Genomic DNA, 25,732 nt, shown 5'->3' on the forward strand with positions numbered 1-25,732 from the left:
AATTAATCTCTAAGGCGATAAACCAATACCATGACAAGAAAAATATTATCTTTGAAGTTGAAAAGAAATAACGATCAGCAAGTCGACAAAGCGGTAGAAGAGGGCAAAGAGGCGTCTTATGTTGACCCACTAAAGCGTTTTTCAAATGGCGTGGCCATCAATCCGTATCAACATATTCAGTTAGCACTTGGCTCTGAGCAACCGACTATGCGCGCGATGGATTTAATCACGCCAATCGGAATGGGCCAGCGAGGGTTGATTGTTGCTCCCCCAGGCTGCGGGAAAACTACCCTGTTAAAACATATTTGCCAAGCGGTGGGTAAAGCGCACCCCGAGATTAAGCTCTATGCCTTGCTCATTGATGAGCGGCCTGAAGAGGTGACGGATTTTAAGCGCAGTGTGCCAGCAGAAGTCCATGCTTCATCTACCGATGAGAGCTACGATCAACACGTTCGTATGGCCAATGCATTGCTAAAGACTGCTCGCCAACAAGCTGGTGAAGGTCACGATGTCATGATAGTTATTGATTCGCTTACTAGGCTTACCCGAGTACACAATGCTGAGCGTAAAAGCAGCGGTCGTACTATGTCAGGCGGCATGGACGCACGTGCCATGGAAATACCGCGAAAATTGTTTGGTGCCGCTAGAAAAATTGAAAATGGTGGGTCGCTTACCATTCTAGCGACCATACTTTCTGATACGGGCAGCCGAATGGACCAAGTCATCTTTGAGGAGTTTAAAGGCACGGGTAATATGGAAATTGTTTTATCACGTGAGGTTGCCCAGCAACGGATATTTCCTGCACTGGATATAGCGAAAAGTAGCACTCGTCGTGAAGAGCTGTTGCTAAATGCCAAAGATATGGAACACGTGAGAGTGTTGCGCAGAGCGATTGCTCATCTTAAACCGTTAGAAAGCGCCAAAAAACTTGCTGAATTGCTTGAAAAGTATCCTACGAATGCTGAGTTGCTGACTCAATTTATGCTTCAAAAAGCATAAATTCACTGGGTTCAACGAATGTTTATGTCTGCAATAAGCAGTGATGGGAAGGTTAATTATACAAGGGGGCTGAGCTTTCATCGTGTTAACGCAATGGCTATCTAATCTTATTAATCAGTTAATTGAATAATATCTGTTTGCTCGATACTGGTCGCACTGAACGACGAAATCGCTATGGGTACTTAGGATAATTTTTGCGCACGTTTTTGCGCAGTGATAACAACCATTTCATATTCATCGTCATTGCTGGTATTTGCTGGCGGAACTTGTTGAGCTAAGCAGGTCGAAGAAACTGAAAATATCAGACTGCTAATAAGTCCATTTTTATAAACGGATATTTGGCTGAGTATGGTGCCGGTATTAGATGTTCCTTTTCTAAATTACATTGCACGAGCCTAGGTGTTCGATTAAACCATGTTGATGGTATTTTATTCGCTCAGCAAAAAATAAAGTCGATAATTTAGCCATTTTGTTGGAGATCCGAACGAGGTAATTGTCTGGAAATAACCTGGAAACAATAAGTGCTAGTTATAATGAAATAGCGGCTCAAGTGCAAAGGTGAGATGAACATATGGTTAATTGCAGTAACAAACCGACAACCTATTTTCATTATTTCTAGCGTGCACAAACGAATATTGGGACAGAAAAATGCTACATTTGAAGTGTGTTTATATCATTCGAGTATCAAATGTCTGGATAAATTTAACGTACGTAAACGCTAGGCGTTTAAGGGAAAAAACAGCCGCATACAGAGTTCCTTCACCCTACATGCGACAACAGACTTAAGCCGTTATTCACTTAACTGGTGAATCATTTACGGTAAAGATGTTTACTAAATCTGCTAGTTTCACCGGCTTAGTGAAGTGGAAGTCAAAGCCTACTTCTTTGGCTTTACGCACATCTTCTGCTTGACCGTAACCGGTCAAAGCGACAATTATTCTTTTTTTGTTTTTGTGAATTATGTTCTTAGCCACTTGGTAACCATTCATGTCGGGTAAACCGATATCCAATAAAACAATGTCTGGGTCAAAATCGTCAACCGCACTCAATGCTTCAAGAGCTGTATATGCTGTGATTACACTATGCCCCTGCAAGCCTAATAGCTCTGCCATGGTATCTGCTGAGTCGGTATTGTCATCGACTACCAAGATGCGCTTGTGCACTGTATTAGGTTTAACGGGTGTGTTTGGGGCTAATGTCGAAGCGTCTACTCTGGGTAAATGAATGCTAAAACATGAACCTTTGCCTAAACCGTCACTGTGCACCGTGACGTTACCCCCATGCATATGCACTAAGCGCTGGACGATATTTAAACCTATGCCTAATCCGCCTTGGGATCTATCCAATGTCTGCTTCGCTTGGGTGAATAATTCAAACACGCTAGCTTGCATATCAGCAGAAATACCGCAGCCGTTATCGGAAACGGTAATTTCAGCCAAGTCTTCTAACGTGTTTACTTGAATCTCTATTTTTCCGCCCACTTGGGTATACTTAATCGCATTATTAATGATGTTTGTTAAACACTGCACTAGACGGGTCATGTCACCACTGACATATAATTTATGTTCATGGTCGATGAAATTAACTTGGTGATTCTTCTGCGCTATTGCACTTTGTAATGATTCAGTTGCTACATTCACTATACTGGATAAACTTAGGGTTTCATGTTGTAACGTGATTCGGTTTTGACTGATACGTGATACATCGAGTAAATCATCCATCAGGTGGGTTAGATGGGTGACTTGACGGGCTAATATGCTGCCAATATTCTGTAGGCTGCTGTCTTGCTCAGTTGTTTGGATCAGCATCTCGCTAACATTGCGAATCGGCGCTAAGGGATTACGCAGTTCATGGGCTAACATGGCGAGAAATTCATCTTTACGGCGATGTTCTTCTTGCAATGATCTATTTGCAATAACACGCTCAGTGACGTTGTATCCTTCGACTAATATGCCGCTAACTTGTCCATTAGTTTCTAATATTGGTTGGTAAATAAAGTCTACGAAAATAGGTTCGCGTGTACCAAAGCTCAATGGAGCAGCTATACCTTGATGGCTATTACCACTTTGATAAACCTTATCTAGTAGCTCAACGAAACCTTGAGCGCCCACTTCGGGAACTACATCTGTGACTTTTTTGCCTAAAATATCAGCTTGGCCGAGCATTTCACAGTAGTTACGATTGGCATACTCAAAACGATGATCAGCCCCATGTAATACGCACATAAAGCTAGGCGCTTGATCAAAAAGGGCGCGCCAGCGTGCTTCTGCTGTTTTCATGCGTTGTTCGGCGAGTACTTGTTCTGTCGTTTCTGTTGTTATCACTAAGATGCCGCCAACACCGTAGTTAGCTTCAGGATGATCTATCGGGCCATAACTGTATGTCCAATACATTTCTTCTCGTTTGCGATTACGGGTAATGAACAGCAGTTGATTTTCATGCCAAGTGTGACCATTCCCTGACATGACCTGAGTGATTTGCGGCTCAATTTCTGGCCAAATTTCGGCCCAGCACTCATGCCCCCGTTGCCCTAATGCACTTGGGTGACGTTCAGATCCTAATGTGCGGGCATAGGGGTCATTATAAAATTGAATTAATTCTTCACCCCACCAAATAAGCATTGGGTGTCCGGTAGATAACAATAGGCGTAAGCTGGTTTTTAAGGGTTGTGGCCAAGTCTCTGGATTGCCCAATGACGTTGTATTCCAGTCGTAGGCACGAATAAGCGCACCCATCTCGCCGCCGCCAGACATGAAATTTAACTGGGTATGTGTACTTAGCTCTTGAGCCATATATTTACTTCTCAGCCAACATACTACCGTTGGCCCCTGTGGTTACGAAAGCACGCTTGATCCGTTGGCTGTTATTCCAGAGGTTAACAGAACGATGGTGAGGGGGGTGCTTACTCCTTAATAAAGCACACAGCATATTATATAAACCAGCTTGGATACTAAAACTTTTTGTCGTTCGTGTGGCTAAATACTTTGTCAAAGATTTTGATGAACAAGTCGGCAATAATGACATGGTGCGCCAGCGGGATATTTCGACTCTAAGCACGAGTAATTGTAACCTGTAACCGCTGTGTTCTAAGGAGGGGAACGGCTGAGATCCCACGCATCTAGCTCTATCTATTGGCGGTTATTGACCCCAATGATTGCTTGCAAATGAATGCCTGTATGTTAAACAAGGAGTTGTTAACACACAGTTAAAATCGAGAGGGCTATTACTATGTCGTTTAATGTATCCGTTATTTTAAAAGGTATAATTGCTGGATTCGTTGGTACTCTAGTACTAACAGGGTTGATGATGATTAAAAAAAACATGGGCGTTCTGCCCACGTTAGATCCCGTCCATATGCTGTCTACCATGGCGGCTGAAAAAATGGGCACACAAGTTAGCTTAACCACAGGTTGGATAATGCATTTTGCAATTGGCGCGTTTGCTTGGGGCGGCGCTTTTGCCGTGTTTAATCGTGCTTTACCTGGACGCTCGCAAATTGGCAAAGGGATTGTTCTTGGTATCGGCGCTTGGTTGTTAATGATGATTGGGCCCATGCCAATGAGTGGTGCTGGATTGTTTGGTCTTTCAATAGGGATCATGGCACCGATAATGACACTTATACTACATATTGTATTTGGAGCAGTGATGGGGTTTACATTTGCTAAATTGCTTGGCAATCCCCAATCCTCTGCTGTTTAGCTACCATCTGTGGCCCTAAGTTCGTTTATTTAGGGTCTATTTGCACAACTCAATGAAACCCCCGGAGGAGAAACCCATCCGGCTAGTTAGTATAAAAATCTTAATTGGCTTTTTTAAATTGTTTTTTTAACGTATTCACTTTGCTTACTTAGCGATTTTTGATCTCTTTCTTAAGGGCTTTGGCTGTTGCTTTTGCCATGGGAATTTTCGGTTTTAGCTTAAATTTAGAGTTGCTCATCAACTCAGTTATGAACTCACGAATAAATCGCCTAACTTCTCGGGCTGCACTGGTATCAAGCTCTTCCCATAAGCCGACAAACTCGGCACGTTCTTGCTTATCAATGCGGACAATTAACTGATTATTTTCCTTCTTTGTTTTTTTAGCACTCAAAGTATTGCCCTAACCGAAGCAAGATTTAATGAAGTAAACCGTATAGCAAATGTATATACATATACATGCATCGCTTTTTTAAGGAAGTTACTTTAGCTCTCGCTTAGTTTATTCACGACAAAGAGATGTTTATCTTCAAATAGTATTTGAAGATGTTTTATATATTCATGTGTTTTTAAAATATTCAAGTGGATTACAATGACGCTATCATTTGAGGAGAAACCTTTTTATACACAAAATTGGAGAATGTAATGAAAGCGATTGGTTATAAACGTCCCAGTGAAATATTAACGAGCGGTTCGTTACAGGAATATGTACATGAAGTTCCCGTTGCGACGGGTAGAGACTTGTTGGTTGAAATAAAAGCCATATCGGTTAACCCAGTTGATACCAAGCTTAGAGCCAACCTTCATGGTGGGGTAAGAGAAAAAATTCTCGGTTACGACGCGGTGGGTATCATCACCGCGGTGGGGGATGAGGTGAACCTCTTTAATGTAGGTGATCGCGTTTTCTATGCTGGTGATATGACTCGCCAAGGCAGTAATGCTGAGTTTCAGTTAGTCGATGAGCGTCTTGTGGGTTTAGCACCGGCGACGATTTCAGATGCGCAAGCGGCAGCGCTGCCGTTAACGGCTGTTACAGCGTGGGAATTATTGTTTGACCGTCTGCAGCTTAATGCCGACAGTCAACAAAGCTTGTTAGTGATTGGCGCAGCCGGTGGGGTGGGCTCGATTTTGGTTCAGTTGGCGAAGCAACTGACTAAGGTAACTGTTATTGCAACCGCTTCTCGGGAAAAAAGTGCTGATTGGGTGCGTAAACTGGGCGCCGATCATGTTATTAATCACCATGAATCTTTGCCTAAACAACTTGCCGAGCTGGGGTTTACCAGTGTGGATAATATTGTCAGTTTAACCAATACAGAGGATCATTTTGACGAAATAGTCGAGAGCATTACCCCGCAAGGTAAGCTTGCGTTAATTGATGACCCAAGCAGCATTAAAATCGGGGCGTTAAAGAGAAAGAGTGTATCTTTGCATTGGGAATTCATGTTTACCCGTTCCTTATACCAAACGGATGACATGCAAAAGCAACACGAAATATTAAGCCAAATCGCTAAGTTGATTGATAAGGGTACGTTAGTCACGACCTTAGGTGAACACTTGGGCAAAATTACCGTTGAAAATTTGCTTAAAGCCCATGCTATGCTTGAGTCGAAAAGCGCGGTAGGCAAGTTAGTACTCGAAGGCTTTTAAGCATTGTTTGGATAAACAATCAAAGCTAACGATAACCATTTTCCTTAACCCAAGGATATGCCTGTATGTCTTGTCATGCTTGACTTAGCGGGCACATTAATTAGAGATAAAATATATGAAGGTTCAATCGAGTCCACCGAGCATACTTGCTCGCAAATTAACGTTACTAACCTTAATCGGTGTGTGGGCATTAATCAGTTCACAAGCGTATGGGCAAAGCCAGCCAGAAAGTCAGCCACAAGACATTGCCCATGAACTCGAAACTTATGCGTTGTTTGATGAGAGCACGCCGCCTGGCAATATTGCCATTGGTCCTGATGGGCGTAAATTTCTCAGCGTGCATGGGTTTTACGGACAAGCCTTACGAATGGTTGAGTTATTTAACGATGGCTCGGTTAAGCCATACCCCAATAAAGCGTGGGCGTCAGCACCGGACGAAAATCAAATCGGTTTGTATAACGTGTTAGGGGTTGACGTGGATCAGAAGGGAGTGCTGTGGATGCTAGATACGTCTAGCGATGATCATGCAGGTCGCTTGGTCGGTTGGAATACGCGCACCGAATCCCTTGAGAAAATAATTTACATTGCCAAGCCTATGATCACCAGTGGTTCGTTTTTGAATGACTTAGCGATTGATAATAAACACGGCACCATTTATTTGGCCGATACCGCTGCAAACGAGCAAGCTGCTATTATCCTGGTTGATATAAAAACAGGACAAACAAGACGTGTACTAGAAGGCAGCCAGTTCACCCAGGCTGAAGATGTCGACATGTCAATCGACGGCACAGTGATCACCCTTGGTGGCGAACCAGTACGACTAGGTGTGAATCCGATCACCATCGATCCGGAATCGAATTGGCTTTATTTTGGCGCTATGTCAGGTACATCAATCTATCGAATCAAAACGGATGATTTGATTGACGTTAGCCTTGATATGTCCGCACTGGAAAACAAGATCCAGCGTTACGGTGATAAATCCCTATCTGACGGTATTACGGTCGATGGCGGCGGTAATGTGTACGTCACCTCTGTTACGCAAGGCGCAATCGAAGTAACGGATTCCTCAGGCGACAGCCGTACCTTATACAAGGATCAACGTATCGTGTGGCCAGATGGCTTTGCACATGGTCCCGATAACTATATTTATTTTACCGTGAACGAGTTACATCGCTCGCCCGTACTCAATGCCGGTAAAAATGCCAGTCAGGGGGAATTTAAAGTGATGCGTTTTCCGGCATTGTTTACGTCAAAAACGGCTCGTTAATCTCGTTAAACAGGGGATCGTATTCGATAAGAACAAGTAAATCTGAACCAAAAACGTCGTGTTAACTCATACCCAGTAACTGCGGCGTTTGATAAATCAAATGGGCTAAAATAAACGAGCTCAAAACGCCGTTAAGTGTCTTTGATTAAATCACAGCAGATCTTGTTGCGTTAGACGGGGAAATCAGCTCACTAACGCCCCATTTTAACGATAAGGAGTGGCAAATTGAGTAATTTAAGAGAGCAAACTAAAGCGCAAGTAGCCAAGTCGCGCCAAGCCAAACCTGAATTTATGCGAATGATGGATGAGTTGATGCAACAAGCGCATGAGTTTGAACAAGGTAAAGAGGCGGTGCTCGTCGGCCAACCGGGGCCTGAATTCAGTTTACCGAATGTGCAGGGTAACGATGTAACGTTAGCGGAATTACGCGCCAAAGGCCCAGTGGTGGTGACCTTCTACCGAGGTGACTGGTGCCCGTATTGCAATCTACAACTTAGAGCATTGCAGTCTATTCTGGGTGATATTCATCAACTTGGCGCTGAACTGGTAGCGATTAGCCCGCAAATACCAGATGATAGCTTATCGCAAAAAGAAAAATCCGAAATAGCATTTCCAGTATTATCAGACCAAGATGCTCAAGTCGCGGCTGCTTATGGTGTGGCGTGGCAGGTGCCGGAGTTGATTTTAGCGCATATGCGTAAAGACAGAGGTCTGGATTTAGCGCAAATTAATAATGGCAACGGCAGCGTATTACCTATCCCCGGAACCTTTATTATTGGCCGGGATGGCGTGGTACTTTGGCGATACGTTGATGTGGATTACAGAAAGCGCGCCGAGCCTGGCGACATACTGAGCGCACTTAAGGCGTATCAAGGCTAGCGTCAGTAATAAGGCTGGGGATTTATCTATATTGATGACGGGCGTTTAGTTCACCCTAAAGGGGGGATAAACACAGGTCATGGGGTTCCTTTCAATATGAAATCAGGGTTTTATTCAGTTCTTTTACTGGATGTAAACCCGCTTTTCTCTAAAACACCCAGACTGTATTTTGGGTTTATTTAAGCGCGTTTATCAAGCCATCGTATGGTTTTCAACTTATTGTACTGATTCACTTTTCTGACTGCAGAGCTTGCTTGCGGTGGCCAAACAATAGTGGTTTTATAAACAGTATTTTTGCTACACTTGGCTATCAATTTCCAAAGTGAAGTTCGTCATGTTACATCTGGTTCAGTCTAATAAAATGGAAAGTCTTGCTGCCTATCTCATTGGTTGGTTAGGTGAGAGTAAAAGTACTCTGCAAAACATATTTTCCCCTGATGTAGTGCTGGTACAAAGCCCCGGAATGGCTCAGTGGCTAAAAATTGAGATAGGACAAGCACTTGGCATTGCAGCCAATATTGATTTTCCGTTGCCCTCCAGTTATATCTGGCAATTGTACAAGGGACATGTGGCTGATTTACCAGAGCAATCCGCCTTCACCAAAGACAACATGACTTGGAAACTCATGAGTATTTTGCCTAGCATGAGTGGCAAACCTGAGTTTGCCAGCATTGCCCAGTACTTAAATGACGACCAACCCCTCAAGCTTTACCAGTTGTGCCAAAAAATAGCCGATATCTATGACCAATATCTGGTTTATCGTCCTGAGTGGATTTTGACTTGGGAGCAAGGCGAGAATAACTTGCCTGATACCGACGTTGATGCTCAGCCTTGGCAACCTATTTTGTGGCGCGCCTTAGTCGACTTTGCCAAAGGGTTAAATGAATATCCTTTTCATCGGGCGAATTTACATCAACGCTTACTAACCGAATTAACAAAAATTAACCACCAAGACGAGGCGTTAAAACCGTTATTCGTATTTGGCTTGTCTGCCATGCCCGTGCAACAACTAGAGATTTTTGCGGCTTTGGCAAAAACACGTGACGTGATCATATTCTGGTTTAACCCCAGTGCTCACTATTGGGGAGATATTGTTGATAACAAACAGGTTTTACAAGCCAAATTGCAAACCTTATTAAAACAGGCGAGTGATGAGTTTGCAGGCGGCATCAGCGGAGTGGAAGATTATTTGCTGGTGGGGAATCCATTATTAGCATCATGGGGCAAGCAAGGGCGGGATTATCAGGATATGATCTTAGGCTTAGAGGTAGAGCTACACGATGCGTTTATCGAGCAAAGGCCTGAAAGCTTGTTAGAGCATATGCAACATGAAGTGCTCGCGCTGACCCATCGAGGCGCTGCTGAGCCTCTGCCAGCAGAAGAGTTGTTGTCAAACGGTGAGCACTATCCCAAGATAGCAATTGGGCAAGAGGACAGCACGCTTCAGGTTCACGCTTGTCATTCGCCGGTACGTGAGCTTGAAGTATTGCATGATCAGCTGTTGCATCTTTTTGCCCAAAATTCCGAACTACATCCTGGCGATGTCATCGTTATGATGCCAGATGTTGCGGGCTATGCTCCGATCATTGATGGGGTCTTCGGTGGCACAGATAAAGCCTTGAACATTCCCTATGCAATTTCTGATCGCAATGCTCAGCAAGAATCTCCCTTATTGAACAGTTTCATGCAGCTCATGTCGCTGCATCAAAGCCGTATTGGATTGTCTGATGTATTAGCCTTGTGCGAAGTACCCGCCGTGCAGCGTAAATTTGATATTAACCCTGAGGAATTTGATTTACTGAGTGTTTGGCTCGGCGATGCAGGTGTGCGTTGGGGCTGGGATGGTGAGGATAAGTTACGCTGGGCGCTGCCCAATGAACCTCAGAATACCTGGTTGTTTGGTTTACAACGCTTGCTGGCCGGTTATGCCATGGGCGGTCAAGGTATGTTCGACGACTCTGTACAACAAATTGCGCCTTACGAGCATATTGAAGGTCAACATGTTATTGCCTTGGGCAAATTTTATCTGTTTAGCCGTGAGTTAGGTAAAGCGTTAGCGTTTTGTCAGCAAAGCGCTAGCCTTGAAATGAAGAAACAAGGGGCTCTTGCGCTGATTGAACAAGTATATCTGCCTGACGATGATGACCAGTCATACATACTGCAGTTGCGTCAATCTATTGAACAAATGACCGCGCACCAAAATCAATATACCGGCGAGATTGTACACGATGTATTTCTGGCTGAACTTGAACAGAATCTGTCGAGTAAAGGTGTTGGTCAACGATTTTTAGCCGGCTATGTCAATTTTTGTACTCTCATGCCCATGCGAAGTGTGCCGTTTAAGGTAGTGTGCCTGTTAGGGTTAAACGATGGCGATTACCCAAGACAAGTTGTGCCAGTCGGCTTTGACTTGATGCGGATAGGCAAAGGCCGACGGGGGGATCGTTCCCGTAGACTAGACGATAGATATTTGTTTTTAGAGGCAATATTATCAGCACGTAAACGTCTTTATTTAAGTTTTCAAGGTTTTAGCGCCAAGGATAACTCTCCGCGCAGCCCGTCAATATTACTCAGCGAATTACTTGAATATACCGAGCAAACATTTTGCTTAGTAGGCGATGATGGATTAACACCAGATGCCTGCGTACATAACTTACATCAGCATATATATCACGAACATGCGTTGCAGCCGTTTAATCCAAGGTATTTCAGTGCCGATGATGAGAGGATATCGCAGCGCAGTTTTCAAACTCATTGGTTGGCATTGGCGCAGCAACTTGACGAGGGCTATGTTGCTAGGGATGAACCATTGGACTTTTGTCCAATGCCGTTGTCCATATTACCCGATGTGGCACATACGAGCGAGGTTGAATTAGACGAGTTATTGCAATTTTTCAGTAACCCAGCGAAAGCTTTTTTTAGCCAGCGCTGGCAAACGCGTTTAACCCGTATTTATGATGTGCAAAGCGATGATGAACCGTTTGAGCTTGATGCACTTTCTCGCTATGTATTAAACGAGCGGTTTGTCACAACAGAGCATCAGGATTGGACCGCTCGCTTGCGTGCTGAAGGTAAATTACCCACTGGCAATATTGCGGACATCAGTTTGCAGCCGATTCGTAAACAGTCTCAAGCATTAGCTGATGCACTCGCCGCTATCATTGGCGGGCCCCTTGATGAGGTGCGTCCTAAACGCGAGGAGATCAATCTTGAACTGAGCTGTCTATGCCCGCTAACGTCTGACCTTGACAGTGCTAGCTCCGGATCTCAAACGCAGAGCAACACTGTGCTGCAAAGTATCCAAATAACCGGTTGGATTGATAACTTGTATAACGGTAATTTACTCTTTTGGCGACCAGGTAAGGTGAAAGGCAATAACATTACGCAATTATGGTTAACCTGGCTGGCCTTGTGTGCCAACGGCAGCGTAGCTAAGGATAAGTGTGCATATTTTGTTGGCATAGACGATAAAGAACCGTTTCGTGTGGGCGTTGTTGATATGGCTGAAGCAAAAACGCAGCTTGCTGTTTTTATACGTTACTGGCGTATAGGACAGCGACAGGTGCTGCACTTTTATCCTAAAACGGCCTACGAGTGGTTAAGTGTGCAGGATGAAACAAAAGCGTTGTTAAAAGCACAGCAGGCATTTTATGGCAGTCATTTTGCCAAAGGTGAGGGAGAGGAGCCGCATATTCGCAGAGTTTGCCCTGATTTGACCCAACACTTTGACGCTTTCAGTGATGTGAGTCACGCGTTACTTGGCCCCTTATTTGACGAATTAGGAAGCCAATCATGATCCCATTAGATACCAAAACCTTTCCTTTAGTGGGCTCATCATTAATTGAAGCGAGCGCAGGTACAGGTAAAACATACACCATAGTGAATTTGTATTTACGTTTACTGTTAGGGGATGAGTGTGCACCTCTGAGTGTGGACAAAATATTGGTGGTGACCTTCACCAATGCGGCCACCGCAGAGCTGAAACAACGTATTCGCCAGCGCCTGCACAGCGCGTATTTAGATTTTTACGCAGGCGAGAGTACAGATGAGTTTACCCAATATCTCATTGAGCGCAGTGCCAATCTTGAGCTCGCTTGCCACCGTTTATTGTTAGCGATCAAACAAATGGACGATGCTTCCGTGTTCACTATTCACGGCTTTTGCCAGCGCATGCTCAGCTTGCATGCGTTTGAGAGTGGGGCAATGTATGAGCAAAGTCTGGTTCTTGATGAATCTCAGTGGTTAAAACTGGCAGTAGAAGATTACTGGCGGGGGCATATGGTCAATATCCCCGTGGGGATCTTAAAAGAGGTCCTTAAAATATGGCGCGGCCCATCTGCACTGCAATCGAATTTGCAGTCGTTGTTATATCGTCATGTCACGCCACTGCAAACCGTTGATATTGCCACGAGTCATCAAAGTGTTGAAGGTTATATTGCAGCGGTGCATGAAACGAAACGCTGGTGGTTAAACAACACAGTTGCGACTCAAATTTCTGAAGCTGGGCTTAAAGCGAATACCAAATTGGGTAAAGTCGATTTCATCGAAAAAATGCAAGCCTTTTGCCTAAGCGATGAGACACAAGCGGATTTTGACAAAGATGTGTGGCATGCGTTTAGACCTGAAAAAATCACGAGTGCCATGAAAAAAACCTCGAAAAGCCTAACGCATTTGGACTTTACCCGCTTTGAAGCACTGGTGCGTTTGCAACAGCAATGTCACGAGCAGCTTTTACTGGCCTACAGTCTGGATGCACTGAAAGAGATTGCATCGAATTTGGCTAGCAATAAGAAACGTTTGCAGTTGCTGTCTCCAGACGATTTACTGAGTAATTTACACCGAGCCTTAACTGACCAAGTATTGCCAATTCAGACAGGCGACGGCGGGGCACAAACGCAACAGTCTCTGGCAAAAGCGATTCAGTTGAGTTACCCCGCCGCGCTTATTGATGAGTTCCAAGATACGGATCCTATTCAGTTTGATATTTTCCGTATTATTTATACGCAAGACTTTAGCGATATTCAGCCTTGTTGGGTGGCTATTGGCGACCCGAAACAGGCTATTTATGCGTTTCGTGGGGCTGATATTCATACCTATATTGCTGCCAAAGAGCTGGTGGACCCGTCGCACCAATTTACCTTAGGAACGAATTGGCGCTCTCAACCTAGCTTGGTTGAAGGGGTGAATACTTTGTTTAGCCAAAGTGAAGCCGGTTTCTTATTTAAAGACAGTATTCCATTTCAAGCGGTGAACAGCGTCGAGCAGAAAAATGGCTTACAGCTTGTGGGGCAAAAGCACAATAGTTTGGACTTTCACCATTTACTCAGTGATAGCGGCGCTCCCCTTAGCTGGGGAGATGCGCAAAGTGCCATGGCTAAACACTGTGCATGGCGTATTGCTGATTTTATCGCCCAAGGTGCAAATGGCGAAGCGAAAATAGCGCAGCGCGCGCTTATGCCCGGAGATTGCTGCGTATTGGTGCGGGATCGAAACGAAGCGGATACGATTAAACAATCCCTCGCTGAGCTCGGGGTCGATAGCATGTTTTTGGCTCGTAAAAGCGTATTTGCAAGTCAAACCGCTGTGGATTTGTTTGCCATAGTGCAAGCGCTGGCGAACCCTAGCCATGACCGTTATTTACGCGGCGCCATCAGCAGTGAATTATTTTGTTATGACGCCCAAGCACTAGACGACCTATTCAGTGACGAATGGCAGTGGCAAAAATTGGTAGAGCAATTTGCCTATTGGCACCAGCTTTGGCAGCGACACGGTTTGATGATGGCGTTAAACATTTTGATGCGCCATTTCGGTCTCGCCGAACGACTGGTGGCGCATTATCGTGATGGACAGCGACGTTTAACTGACTTACGTCATTTAGTCGAATTGCTGCAAGTGCAAAGTCAATTAATGACTGGGGAAAGTCAAATGTTGCACTGGTTTCAAGAGCATCTAGCCGAGCCAGATAACGATAATGAAGGCCAGCAAATTCGACTAGAGACAGAGCAAAATTTAGTGCAAATCATCACCCAGCACACCAGTAAAGGATTGGAATACCCGCTAGTCTTTATTCCGTTTGCTGCACGCTGCCGTGAAATGAAAGAAGCTATTTATCACAGTGAGAAAGAAGGCCTAGTCATTGATTTTCTGGCTGCTGATGCCAACTTAGCATTAGCGGATCATGAACGCTTAGCAGAAGACATTCGCTTACTGTATGTGGCGTTGACGCGGGCGGTGCATTACTGTTTTATCGGTCTGTGGAATAACAGTCATCCGCAACGTAAAAAAGAATCACAGTTGTTACAAACGGCGCTCGGTCGGGTGCTGTTTAACCAAGACAGTCAAATGAGCGACGCGGTTATCGCTAAGCGTTTAGATGACTTAGGCCGTGATATAGATGTGGGCTATCACGGGTTTAGTGCTCATGATGCGCAACGCGCAGTCAATGATTTAAAACAAATTCAACAGGCCCGAAGTGTGCAAAATACTGATAATAGTGCCTCGAGCAATAGGCTAACTAGGTTAACAGCTGCACATTTACCCCATGGGGTGACTCGGCGTTGGCGGTTAACCAGCTACTCTGCGATTAGCAGTCAGCAACATCATGAATTTCTATCCCCGGGACTTGATGAAGGCAACGATAAGATTGATTTACTGGCCAGTATTGGGACGCAATCTGGCGTTGAGACAGTAGTTAATAGACCGGCGCAACCATCTTCTGAACAATCTGCAGCGCTGGGTGAACTCGGCACGGATGGTGTTATTACCCAGCAACCCCCTAATAATGAAATGTTATCAGACGTGGAAATGCAGCTACCGCTCGAGGATACATTTGACAGCTTAACCGAAAGTGTCAATGAGCAGGAAGTGTTGGATCAATTCACGTTTGTCAAAGGGGCGCAAGCAGGCTCTTTTTTACATGCTGTGTTGGAATCGATTGATTTCGCTAATCCCGTTGAGTTGACGAGCGTGATAGCTGAAAAAGGCACTTGGTATGGTATTGAGGATAAGTGGTTTTCGGTCATTGAAACGTGGATCCTCGATGTATTACAAGCCAAATTGTCCAGCGATATCCCCGATGCTACACAGCAATGTGAATGGGGGAATCAAAGTGAAAATCTTAGTTTGAGTGACTTAAGCAAACAACAAGTACTGGTGGAGATGGAGTTCCATATACCCTTGGTTGAGGTGCAGGCGAAAGTCTTTAATCAAATATTGAATCGACATATTCCCCAGCGACACCATCATTATCAGTTCGAGCAACTCAATGGCATGCTGAAGGGATTTATAGATTTAACCGTGCAACATCAAGGGCGATTTTACGTATTGGATTATAAGTCGAACTATTTGGGGGCGGACTTCGCGGATTATCATGGTGAGGCAATGGCGAAGGCCATGGAAGAACATGATTATTATTTGCAGGCTATTTTATACACTTTAGCACTGCATCGTTGGCTGAAAAATAAATGGCCTGACTATGATTTTAGCCGTGATATGGGCGGGGCGTATTACACCTTTTTACGGGGCATGCACAGTGAGAAACCGGGCAATGGGGTGTTTTATATTTTGCCGTCACAGGCGTTAATCGACGATCTTGATGCGTTATTTAGTGGCCAGTATGACAAAGCCGATAGAGCGAGCAAAAATGAGATTGCTGACCCAGATGCAACAAAAAGCACTGACAACAGCGGTGATGCATCCACGTCACAAGGACAATTAGATTTATGGTAGCCAATAGCGAACAAAGTGTTGATAACAACGAAGAGTGTAAAGTGGCCACCACGGCCAGCATTTTACGCGACTTGCTTAATGTTGGGCGTATTCGCCCGTTAGATGCTGCATTCGCTGAGTTTATTATACATCATGAGCACGCAGACTCGGTACTCGATCACGGGGGAATTCATATCGTCGGCTTGCTAGCGGCGTATTTGAGCAGTCGATTAGGTGAGCAAGACAGCTGCCTAACATTGCACAGCTTTTATCAGCCTTTCTTACCCTTTTATCATTTTGGCTCATCAGCAGAGCTGAACCATGTGCTTGCTGCTTCGACGTGCGTGGCTAGGCTCGATGCAAATCGGCCATCAACGGATATTAACAAGCCCTTGGTGCTGGAAGGAAATGAGCTGTATATGCAGCGTTATTGGCAATACGAAGTGCATCTCGCTGACAAAATTAACAGTATGACAGGGCAACCATCGGTACTAGATATGGATGAAGGCCGTGCTTTATTGGCGCAGTTATTTATCCATAAAGCACCGCTTCCCGTCGATGAGGCACCTTCAAACGCCAATGGTACAGAGTATGACATTGACTGGCAAAAAGTGGCGGTGTGTCTTGCGGCCAGTCAAAATGTTAGCGTGATAACAGGTGGGCCGGGAACGGGGAAAACCACGACTGTTATTCGTCTAATGGCACTGCTACAAGGATTAGCGCGGCACAAAAAAAGTCGTTTGCAAATTAAGTTAGCCGCGCCGACTGGCAAAGCCGCTGCCCGTTTAAGTCAGTCTATTAGCGCGGCTATGGGGCATTTACCCGAAGCGCTGCAAGCGGATTTACCTACCCAGTGCAGCACCATACATCGCTTGTTGGGCAGTATCCCTAATAGTCCCTATTTTCGTTTCAACGAGCAACATCCGCTTCACGTGGATGTATTGATAGTGGATGAAGCCTCCATGGTCGATTTGCCGCTGATGAGTAAATTGTTCGCCGCATTACCCCGTCACGCCAAAATTATCTTGTTAGGGGATAAGGATCAGTTAGCCTCAGTAGAAGCGGGCAGTGTGCTGTCTGATATTTGTGCGGCGGCACAGAATTTTTCGCCCACGGTTTACAACCAACCACCGCCCTACAGCAGCGATGCATTAACGGTGATTAAAGCCTTGTGTCAAATTGAATTAAGTACACCCTATGTGAATAACGCAAAAATCAGCAACAGCTTAGCGCTGTTGCATAAAAGCTATCGTTTTAGTGAGCACAGCGGTATTGGTCGTTTAGCGAGAGCCATGAATACAGGCAAATTACCTGCGTCTAAAGCCTTGTTTGCCAATACCGATTACCCTGATGTGCGCTGGAACGCCAGTGATGAGCCCAAAGCGTTGGTCAATAATTTGCTCAAGGGCTATCAAGCGTATTTTTCGTGCGTACAAACGCTGTGCACAGATGGCCAGTTCGAAACTCAGGGCACAGAGGTATTTGCTTTGTTACAGCAACAACAAGTGCTGTGCGCACAGAAAGAGGCAACTTGGGGAGTGCATCAGATGAATGCGCTGATTGAGTCTGAGTTAAATAAACAAGGCCTGATTGACCTGGGTCGGGATTTTTATATTGGGCGGCCCGTTATGCTTAGGCAAAACGATCATAGTTTAGGATTATTTAACGGTGACATAGGCATTGTCATGCCTGATGAGCAAAATGAAGGGTTGGTTAAAGTTTGGTTTGTCACTGAACAGAATACCTTGCGCGGCGTCTTGCCTAGCCGCTTACCACCCCATGAAACAGTCTATGCGATGACAATTCATAAAAGTCAGGGCTCAGAATTTGAGCATGTTTATTTGTGCTTGCCTCGAGTCGAAACACGCTCTCAAGCACGCCTATTGAGTCGAGAGTTATTGTACACTGGCCTGACCCGAGCGAAAAAGTCATTCACTTTGTACAGTGATGAACAGGCATTATCAGTCAGTATCGCCAGGCGCTGTAAACGTGGCAGTGGTTTGGCAAAACGCCTAATCGGCTAAGATCAAGCCAGCCAAAATAGCCGTCAGTCTTTTAGGTCAGCGCTAATCTTTGAGGTGGCCGCGCAACATGTTGGCACTTGTGGTTAAACTGGCAATGGTGCCGATAACCCCAGCAAGAGACGCCGCTATTATATATAACGATTGACCCGACGTGAGAGCAACGGCACCAATAACCAGTACCAGCAACAAACCTAAGGGCAGACGGTAGTTTTTCCAGGTGCCGGCTTCGCCGTCGTTAACTAATTGATTCATTGTTTGTGCGCTTTCAGCGTGGCGCACAAAATGAGCAAAACTTTGGTTGATGATGGTGACGTGCCTACGCTGGACCTTGATCAAGCCTGCTAATGCCAGATGCTCGATCATTTCACTGTTTTTTGGGTTGATATAGTGGCCCTTCGCCAAGTTGTACAAAGCGAGCTTTTCAGCATTGGAGCACAACTCCCATTTGTAGCGATATAAGGCACCGGCAATTAACAGTATGTAATTGATGGTTGCCCAATAACGCGTGCTATACAGTTTACTTGATGCACGTTTTAGGTGGGTATAGGCTTTACGTAGTGCGGCCGATTTGTGCCAACTGGAGAGGTTTTCCCAGATCAGCCAATTAGTCAAATTAAATGGTGGTGTTAGCTCGCTAATGGCCATTTCAGGTGCGGTAACACAAGGGAATAAGCAGGCGAGATCAGCAAATAGGTGAATTTCATCATGCATGACCTCTTGATCAATTTGTTGAGTGATCTTGCTGGGTAATTGAACATTAAAGTCCAGTAAACAATCAGCCCAAGATAAATAATCAGCATGGGCTAATTTGGCTGTATCGTTAACCTGTGCGAGAGGGTCTTTCATCTTCACCCGCTGCAAACTGTAGAATCCAGCGTACAGGGTTAATCGGCTAATTTTACCCAGTAAAACCAAGGATTTAAGCTCCATCAGTAGGGTAAGCAGCGCGGATCGGTGTTTAGGCACTTCTAAGCATACTTCGATGTCCCATATTTCGAGGTTAAAACCCTGGCCATTGGGCTCAGCGCGTAACGTCATTTTTATGTTAGGTAAGTCGATTTTTTCGGTTTTAAAGCGTCGCAAGCACGGGCTAATTTGCAGTAATAAAGCAAAGCAGGGTAACGTTGTCATACCCTCGAAAAATACCTGTTGTGAGACGCGAGGTTTATGCAATTCAGTCAGATGCAGCAAGGTCGTTAAATCAATTCCATTCGGTTTGGCTGAGTCCACTTTAAGGGTTAGCTGTGGTGATATTTGGTCGCATTTTTCATCACTCATTGGCAGGTTTAAACTGCGGATATGGCGTAAGAAAAAAGACGAGTAATAGAGTCTTTGCCACAGCGTCACACGGTTAAAGTGCAGCCAAGCAAGCAGCACTAGGGTGATTGCACATAAGCCGAATATCGTTGCCCAGATGGGCATATTGAAGCTTTTCATGTTGGATGCGTCGTTAACCAATGCATTATTGGGCTCAGGCGTATGAGAAAATGTGATAAATGAGTCTAACCAAGGCCAATCTTGCGTGGCGTTGATCAAATCTAATGCATTGGGGAAATCGTCAGGGGTGACCACAGTTGAATAGTTTTCGCACTGTTGTTTGGACTGCTGTTGGCTTTTATTGTGCGGCGTCTCGATGGGGTTATGACCATTGAGTAACGCGGCGGCGTCCATACGGTGCTTGGTTATTGAGTTTGGGAAGCGCGTTAACCCAATAGCGGCGATTTCTGCCCGTTCTCGATTAAACTTGTTGCACTGTTGGTATTGGTAATAATGTGACAGGTTCTTCAGGGGAATGGTCATCACGGAATTTAAATAGAAAGCTTGCCCTAAGGCTAATGCGCCTAGACCAACAGCCAAAAATAAGGCACCTTTTTTGCCTTTTTTATGGATCGAAAAACTTTCTCCAGCGGATTCGAATAGTAGCTTATACCCGCGATACCCAAAGTAAAATATCAGTAGTAAAGTGCACGCAATAATCCAGAGGAAATAACCTGCGTTTTCCTTGGGGTAAATAATTAAATGAGTGAAGGTAAAAAGGCAATACATAATCCCAATCAAGGTTGAGCATAAATGCAGCATTTCTTTGGTGTCAAAAGTGGCCGGCAGATTAACGACTTGTTTAAGTTTGTCGGTATCAAATACTCTGGCTAATAGCCAACTTATTAAGGCAAGCACAGTGACAAAGACAGCAAAGCTAATGCACAGAAACATGAACTGGCTGGTCATCAGGGCATCTAGGCTGTCATCTGGGTAGAAAACCACTACGGCCCATTTATCTATGATGCTAGGCTGCACAAAAAATCGACCTGCTTGTCCGTGGTAAAAACCATTTATGGCATTGTTTACGCTTGCTCCTGGGGATGCGGTTTTATCTAGTGCAGCGCGAATACGCTGGCTTAATATAGGACTATGATTGCCAGAAAAATATAAATTTTCTACCAAGGAACGACTGGCATCACCGTGGAACAATACGTCACCGTTGTCTCTGTCGACTACCATAAAGGTCATGTCCATTGGGGCCGGTGGGGCGAGGCTGACTCTTGGTAACAGTACATCTGCGGCAATGACATCTGCGTAACGATTGGCTTTAGGGCTGTGATCTTGGGCAAGATTGCGCTCTTTGTAATCTGCGGTATACAGGGGCATAGAGATAGTGGTGCCACGGGTGGCGTTGTTAACGTTGAGTAGACGCTGAATATACACTTGCGTGTAGCGCTGTGGTGTTTCGCCGTCGCTTTTAATCTTGCGATTGGGTAACGTCCAGCCTTTGTGATCACGAATTTTCTTAAAATAATCTCGGTTTGACAGCTCAAAACCTTCAGGTAACACGTTATTTTCAACAAAATAGAAAGACGGCGTCAGAATAGCGCCATCTTTGTTCAGTAAAAATACATTCAGTAGGTTTAATGCGTGATTTGACTCAGGCGCAGTCGATATATAGGTTTCTAAACTCTCATTTGGGGTTAAGTTTAGGCTGAGGTTGCGGGCGAAAAAATCAATGATTTGGGCGTTTTCGGGGGCAATGTCATCACTGTGTAAAAAACGACTTAAATTGGTCGCATTTAAATCACTTGTTAGGGAGAGATGATTCTCATCGTCACAATAATAATTAAGGGAGAACTGGGCGTCACTACTGGCAGCTGCGTTGGGTAAATCACTGAATCTAGCCTCGTCGTTTTTTGCGTTATCAGGCTTTGCCATATCTTGGCAGCGAATGTCCGAAATACTGAGCAGCGCGGTGTGAAACTCGGCTAACAAATCACCTTCTATAAGTTGGCTTGTTTGTGCTCCGGGTAAGACAATCGGCGGCGTGTCTTTTTGTTTTTGGTAAGCGGTGCTCTGTTGAAGTAACTGATAGAAACTACGGTACTGATGAAGCTTATCAAATACCTCAAATACATCATGCTGTATGTTTTGCGCCACGATTTTAGCGTATTCGACGGCTTGTTGATCTTTGTTGTAACCTACTACATATTTTTGCAAATATGCCAATAACATGGATAACACCACAATAAAAAATGCATAGCTAATCAGGTGCGTGAGATTGCGATTGGTTGGGGTTATGGAGTGCGTGATGGGTAGCAAGAATAACCGAACTAAGGCCAGCATAAACAACAAACTAACCAAACTGACAACTAACAGCGACGCGTTCCAACTAGTAGTACTTTGTTGAATAAGCTTTGCTCTGGGCAATAAGCCTATTAGGTAAAGGTGATTTAGCGTTTCGCTTTTTTCGCCATACTGGTAAGTAATAGGAATGTCGAGTGCGAATGGGAAAGCAAATACGCGGTATTTCCCATAAGACAGGGTAATATCAATATGGCTGCTGTAGCTGGGTAATGGCACTTTATCGCCTGATGGTTTGCCCTCATCCGCCATTGACAATAAGGAGCGGGTTTCCTGACGCAAAAAGGCACGGTTGATACTGGTTAAATCGACAATCGATATGGTTTTTTCGTGTCCGGTGGATGCGAGTACGACGCCATCTTTATTGGCGAACAAATACTGACTGAAACCTGCTTGGGGGATGGGCAAAATATCTTCTACATCAAGTTTGGCATTGAATACTTTCTTAGGATCTTGAATGTTGATTTGCTGCGCTGACAGGGTGTAAGTAAGGGATTTACTGACGCTGCGCAGAGGTGTGCTGGTGACGCGCTGGTAACTGGGCAACAGTGAACGGATTGAGGTTTCGCTCTCGCTGTATTCGTGGGCGCGTTTAATTTTATCTAGGTTTTCATTGAGGGTATTTGAGGCTTCGTACAGGATCCGGTAGAGATTATTATTACTCGAACCTTCTTCGATGTTGCTGTAGTACAAATAGGTGTAGAGGCCTGCGGCAGAAAGTAAAATAATAAACAATAAAAACACCCGTCTCTTTGGCGTTTTTGGGGGGGATAGTGTATTCTGCGCCACCGATTTTGCCGACATTGATTCTCACCTGTTCCTTGTGTTGTTAAGTAACAGTTCAGAACGAGAGAAAAATCAAGTTTCTGGCCGAAATTTGCACAAATTTGAGGTGTAAGCCAAACTGGTATGGCTTGTTGGTACGCTCTCGTAACTCATCACAAACTCACTATATTCAGGAGCAAAACATGACAGAAATTTCAGCGGAAGAATTTATTACCCTTAGTAAATTGTTGCCCGAAGAACGTTTCGATTATGCCGTAACCCGCATGATTGAATCTCAGCATTTATGGGGACTTTTTGGTGATAATGGTTGGTTGATGTTAAAAGCTGAAGATGACGCCTGTGTGCCTGTTTGGCCCTATGCTGAGTTTGCCCAAGCATGGGTGAAAAATGACTTTCCAGATTGTCAGCCTAAGCAAATTGATTTTGCCCAGTGGCATCAAGCTTGGCTACCCGGCATGCAAAAAAATGGCACCTTAGTCCTCGTCTTTCCATTAAGTGAAGATGAAGAGGGGATCATGTTAGAAGCACAAGAGATGCTTGAGTGTATCGACGAGGAATTACAAGGCGAGTAGGGTGTTAAGCTCGGTTACCCTTGATACCGGCTTAGGTGCTACCGATGGACGTATTAAGGTCTATATTGCCAATCGTCCACCTTATCGAGACTTTCTCACGAGCAAGGCGCTCACCGCTCTGTGTGCGGGCGATATAGAGCAGATCAATCGTCATGGTGGCAATGGGTGGCGTAAGGTTTTTAACGTGTACGCCAAGCTTATATTTGCTTGGCGCAGTGTTGATCCTAGGTTACATACTCAGTTACCTGGTGGCGCTTGTACTAGTTGGCAAGCCTATCGAGACCAATTTTTGCTTCAAGAGTCGAGTCAAACGTCTTTGCTTTTTAGTCCGCCAGCACTCGAACAACAGGTGACCACCGATAATCATGTGTATCACATCATCATGGGGCGCACCTACGCTAAGTCGTTGTTGGCAGATTTAGCTTCGGACCAAAATGACAGCTTGAATTTAATCTGGCATGACAATGAATTTGCTAGCGATGACGCCAAACGGGTCGTGGTGTGTCCATATTTTGATTATCGTCAGTTATCTAATGCTAAAATCATGCGTTTGATTGAGTTGTTACAAACATACTAATTTCGTGGGCAAGCACCTGACTGCGTCAATATGGGTAATCCATGTAGCTGTTTATCAATCGAGTGTACAAACGTGCGAATTGACTTGATTAAGATATTGATTTTAACAACAATTCATTCCTGTTATTTCCTCCCTCTGAGTGTGTTATGTCCGAGTCTTTTTTACGTCAACAATTTCCCATTTTTAGTCAACACAACACGGATACACCTTGGGTGTACTTTGATAATGGGGCAACGACGCAAAAACCACAGACAGTTATAGATACCATTCAGCGCTTTTATTCACGGCAAAATGCCAATGTGCATCGTGCTAGCCACAGGGTCTCTGCGGCAACCACCGAAATGTTTGAACAAACACGTAAAGACGTCGCGGCTTTTATCAATGCGGCCAGTGAAAAAGAAATCATCTGGACCAAAGGTTGCACTGAAAGTATTAACTTGATTGCCAATGTATTAGCCAAAGGGCATGTTTCAGCGGGTGATGAAATCGTACTGTCGGCCCTTGAGCACCACGCCAATATTGTGCCTTGGCAGCAAATCGCCAAGGAGTTGGATTTACGCATTCGGGTGATCCCAGTGGACGAAAATGGTGTGTTGCAAGCTGATAAAGCCAAAAGCATGATCTCTCATAAAACGGCGTTGGTGGCGGTAGGTCATGTATCGAATGCGCTGGGTAATATTAATCCAATTGATGTCATTATCGCCCAAGCCAAGAAACATGGGGCGCTGACATTGATCGACGGTGCTCAGGCTGTCGCGCATTTATCGGTGGATGTGCAAGCACTGGACTGTGATTTCTATGTTTTTAGTGGTCATAAAATTTTTGGCCCCACAGGGATAGGTGTTCTATATGGTCGTCAAGTGTTACTAGAGGGACTGCCACCCTATCAGACCGGCGGAGAAATGATTGAAAGAGTCAGCTTTTCAGGCACTACGTTCCAAGGGTTACCCTTTAAATTTGAAGCTGGCACGCCAAATATCGCTGGAGTACTTGGATTAGGAGCGGCGATATCGTTCGCTCGTCATCACGCGCTAATGATATCGGCTCAAGAGCAGGCATTATATCGGGCTCTTATTCATGGTTTACAAAAGATTGTAGGCATACGCCTCTGGGGAGAGATAGATAACAGCATATGCATACAGTCGTTTAGTATTGATGATGTGAACAATCAAGATCTTGGGGTATTGCTGAATGAACATAATATTGCCGTACGAGTGGGTCATCATTGTGCCATGCCGCTTATGCAAGCACTGGGCATAGATGGCACTGTTCGTGTTTCGTTGAGCGCATATAACACCCTAGATGAGGTAATTTACTTCCTTCGCACGCTGGACATTATTCTTCGCACGCTTAAGCCGAATGTAATGCTTGCACCTCAAGCACATGTTAATTCCCCAGCGAACGATCATCCTAACATCAGTGACTCGGGAGAATTGAATAGTGTATTCAGCATACCAGTGCAACGTAAATATTCTTTTAATGTTAATGATGATTTTGATTTTGATTTTGATTTTGAAAGAATGCCGCTGGCATTACATATTCGTCAAGCGAGTAGTTGGGACGAAACCTATCGACAAATTATGCTGGCGGGTAAACAACTGAATAAATTGTCACCTGAGGAACAGATTGGCCAGTATGAAGTGATGGGCTGTGAAAGTCAGGTGTGGCTTAAGTGTGTTAACCAAGGTCATCATTTAGCGCTTTGGGCCTATTCACCGAGTAAAATAGTCCGCGGTCTATTGGCCATCATTTTTGAGCCGTTAGCGCATTTGACGATCAAGCAGATTAAGCAGTTTAATTTGCATGGATATTTAGATGCCCTGGGATTAGGTCGGCATGTGAGTCAGTCCAGAGGTAACGGCTTACAAGCTGTCATTGAACACATCCAAAGGCATGTCAACGAACGCTGATTTGCAGTCACTAGTATGTTTGTGGTGTGACTAAAAGGCGT

The 25,732-nt window shown here is 44.7% G+C and carries 14 protein-coding genes; 11 read left to right on the plus strand and 3 right to left on the minus strand.

Annotated elements, in window-relative coordinates:
* Positions 1-30: 30 nt before the first annotated feature.
* A complete protein-coding gene (rho, locus tag GPLA_RS04615; protein ID WP_007103675.1) occupies positions 31-999 on the plus strand; it encodes a transcription termination factor Rho in 969 nt (322 codons plus the stop codon).
* A gap of 794 nt (positions 1,000-1,793) precedes the next feature.
* On the opposite strand, the gene GPLA_RS04620 is transcribed toward rho, so the two are convergent.
* Positions 1,794-3,791, minus strand: a complete 1,998-nt coding sequence (locus GPLA_RS04620) for a PAS domain-containing hybrid sensor histidine kinase/response regulator (RefSeq protein WP_007103677.1) — start codon at positions 3,789-3,791, stop codon at positions 1,794-1,796.
* 436 nt (positions 3,792-4,227) lie between these two features.
* Between GPLA_RS04620 and GPLA_RS04625 the strand changes: the two genes are divergently transcribed.
* Positions 4,228-4,698 carry a DUF6789 family protein gene (locus GPLA_RS04625; RefSeq protein ID WP_051997637.1) on the plus strand — a complete coding sequence of 157 codons (471 nt, stop codon included), beginning with the start codon at positions 4,228-4,230 and terminating at the stop codon, positions 4,696-4,698.
* Between the two features lie 148 nt (positions 4,699-4,846).
* Here GPLA_RS04625 and GPLA_RS23680 read toward each other — a convergent pair whose 3' ends face one another.
* Entirely contained in the window at positions 4,847-5,089 is a 243-nt protein-coding gene (locus GPLA_RS23680; RefSeq protein ID WP_007103679.1) for a hypothetical protein, read from the minus strand.
* 251 nt (positions 5,090-5,340) lie between these two features.
* Here GPLA_RS23680 and GPLA_RS04635 point away from each other — a divergent pair, with 251 nt between their 5' ends.
* From GPLA_RS04635 to recD, 6 genes are all read left to right on the plus strand, one after another.
* Positions 5,341-6,342 (plus strand): zinc-binding alcohol dehydrogenase family protein, encoded by a 1,002-nt coding sequence (locus GPLA_RS04635; protein WP_007103680.1) that lies wholly within the window; start codon positions 5,341-5,343, stop codon positions 6,340-6,342.
* A gap of 115 nt (positions 6,343-6,457) precedes the next feature.
* Positions 6,458-7,609 (plus strand): L-dopachrome tautomerase-related protein, encoded by a 1,152-nt coding sequence (locus tag GPLA_RS04640; RefSeq protein ID WP_007103681.1) that lies wholly within the window; start codon positions 6,458-6,460, stop codon positions 7,607-7,609.
* A 225-nt stretch (positions 7,610-7,834) separates the two neighbouring features.
* Complete coding sequence (locus GPLA_RS04645) at positions 7,835-8,488, plus strand: peroxiredoxin-like family protein (protein ID WP_007103682.1); 654 nt, start codon at positions 7,835-7,837, stop codon at positions 8,486-8,488.
* A 334-nt stretch (positions 8,489-8,822) separates the two neighbouring features.
* The gene (gene recC, locus GPLA_RS04650; RefSeq protein WP_007103683.1) at positions 8,823-12,284 is read left to right on the plus strand and encodes an exodeoxyribonuclease V subunit gamma; all 3,462 of its coding nucleotides are present in this window, start codon (positions 8,823-8,825) and stop codon (positions 12,282-12,284) included.
* Positions 12,281-16,216 carry a UvrD-helicase domain-containing protein gene (locus GPLA_RS04655; protein ID WP_007103684.1) on the plus strand — a complete coding sequence of 1,312 codons (3,936 nt, stop codon included), beginning with the start codon at positions 12,281-12,283 and terminating at the stop codon, positions 16,214-16,216. The genes recC and GPLA_RS04655 overlap by 4 nt, the downstream gene beginning before the upstream one ends.
* Positions 16,210-18,219, plus strand: coding sequence for an exodeoxyribonuclease V subunit alpha (gene recD / locus GPLA_RS04660; protein WP_007103685.1), 2,010 nt, complete (start codon positions 16,210-16,212; stop codon positions 18,217-18,219). Before GPLA_RS04655 ends, recD begins: the two co-directional genes overlap by 7 nt.
* Before the next feature lie 42 nt (positions 18,220-18,261).
* Here the strand turns inward: recD and GPLA_RS04665 are convergent, their stop codons facing one another.
* Positions 18,262-22,650: a hypothetical protein gene (locus tag GPLA_RS04665; protein WP_007103686.1), complete on the minus strand. Its 4,389-nt coding sequence runs from the start codon at positions 22,648-22,650 to the stop codon at positions 18,262-18,264.
* A gap of 164 nt (positions 22,651-22,814) precedes the next feature.
* Between GPLA_RS04665 and GPLA_RS04670 the strand changes: the two genes are divergently transcribed.
* From GPLA_RS04670 to GPLA_RS04680, 3 genes are all read left to right on the plus strand, one after another.
* The gene (locus GPLA_RS04670) at positions 22,815-23,204 is read left to right on the plus strand and encodes a DUF2750 domain-containing protein (protein WP_007103687.1); all 390 of its coding nucleotides are present in this window, start codon (positions 22,815-22,817) and stop codon (positions 23,202-23,204) included.
* A gap of 1 nt (position 23,205) precedes the next feature.
* Positions 23,206-23,781: a DUF6942 family protein gene (locus GPLA_RS04675; protein WP_007103688.1), complete on the plus strand. Its 576-nt coding sequence runs from the start codon at positions 23,206-23,208 to the stop codon at positions 23,779-23,781.
* 146 nt (positions 23,782-23,927) lie between these two features.
* Positions 23,928-25,691 (plus strand): SufS family cysteine desulfurase, encoded by a 1,764-nt coding sequence (locus tag GPLA_RS04680; protein ID WP_007103689.1) that lies wholly within the window; start codon positions 23,928-23,930, stop codon positions 25,689-25,691.
* Positions 25,692-25,732: the final 41 nt, after the last annotated feature.

The organism is Paraglaciecola polaris LMG 21857, assembly GCF_000315055.1.
Classification (GTDB): domain Bacteria; phylum Pseudomonadota; class Gammaproteobacteria; order Enterobacterales; family Alteromonadaceae; genus Paraglaciecola; species Paraglaciecola polaris.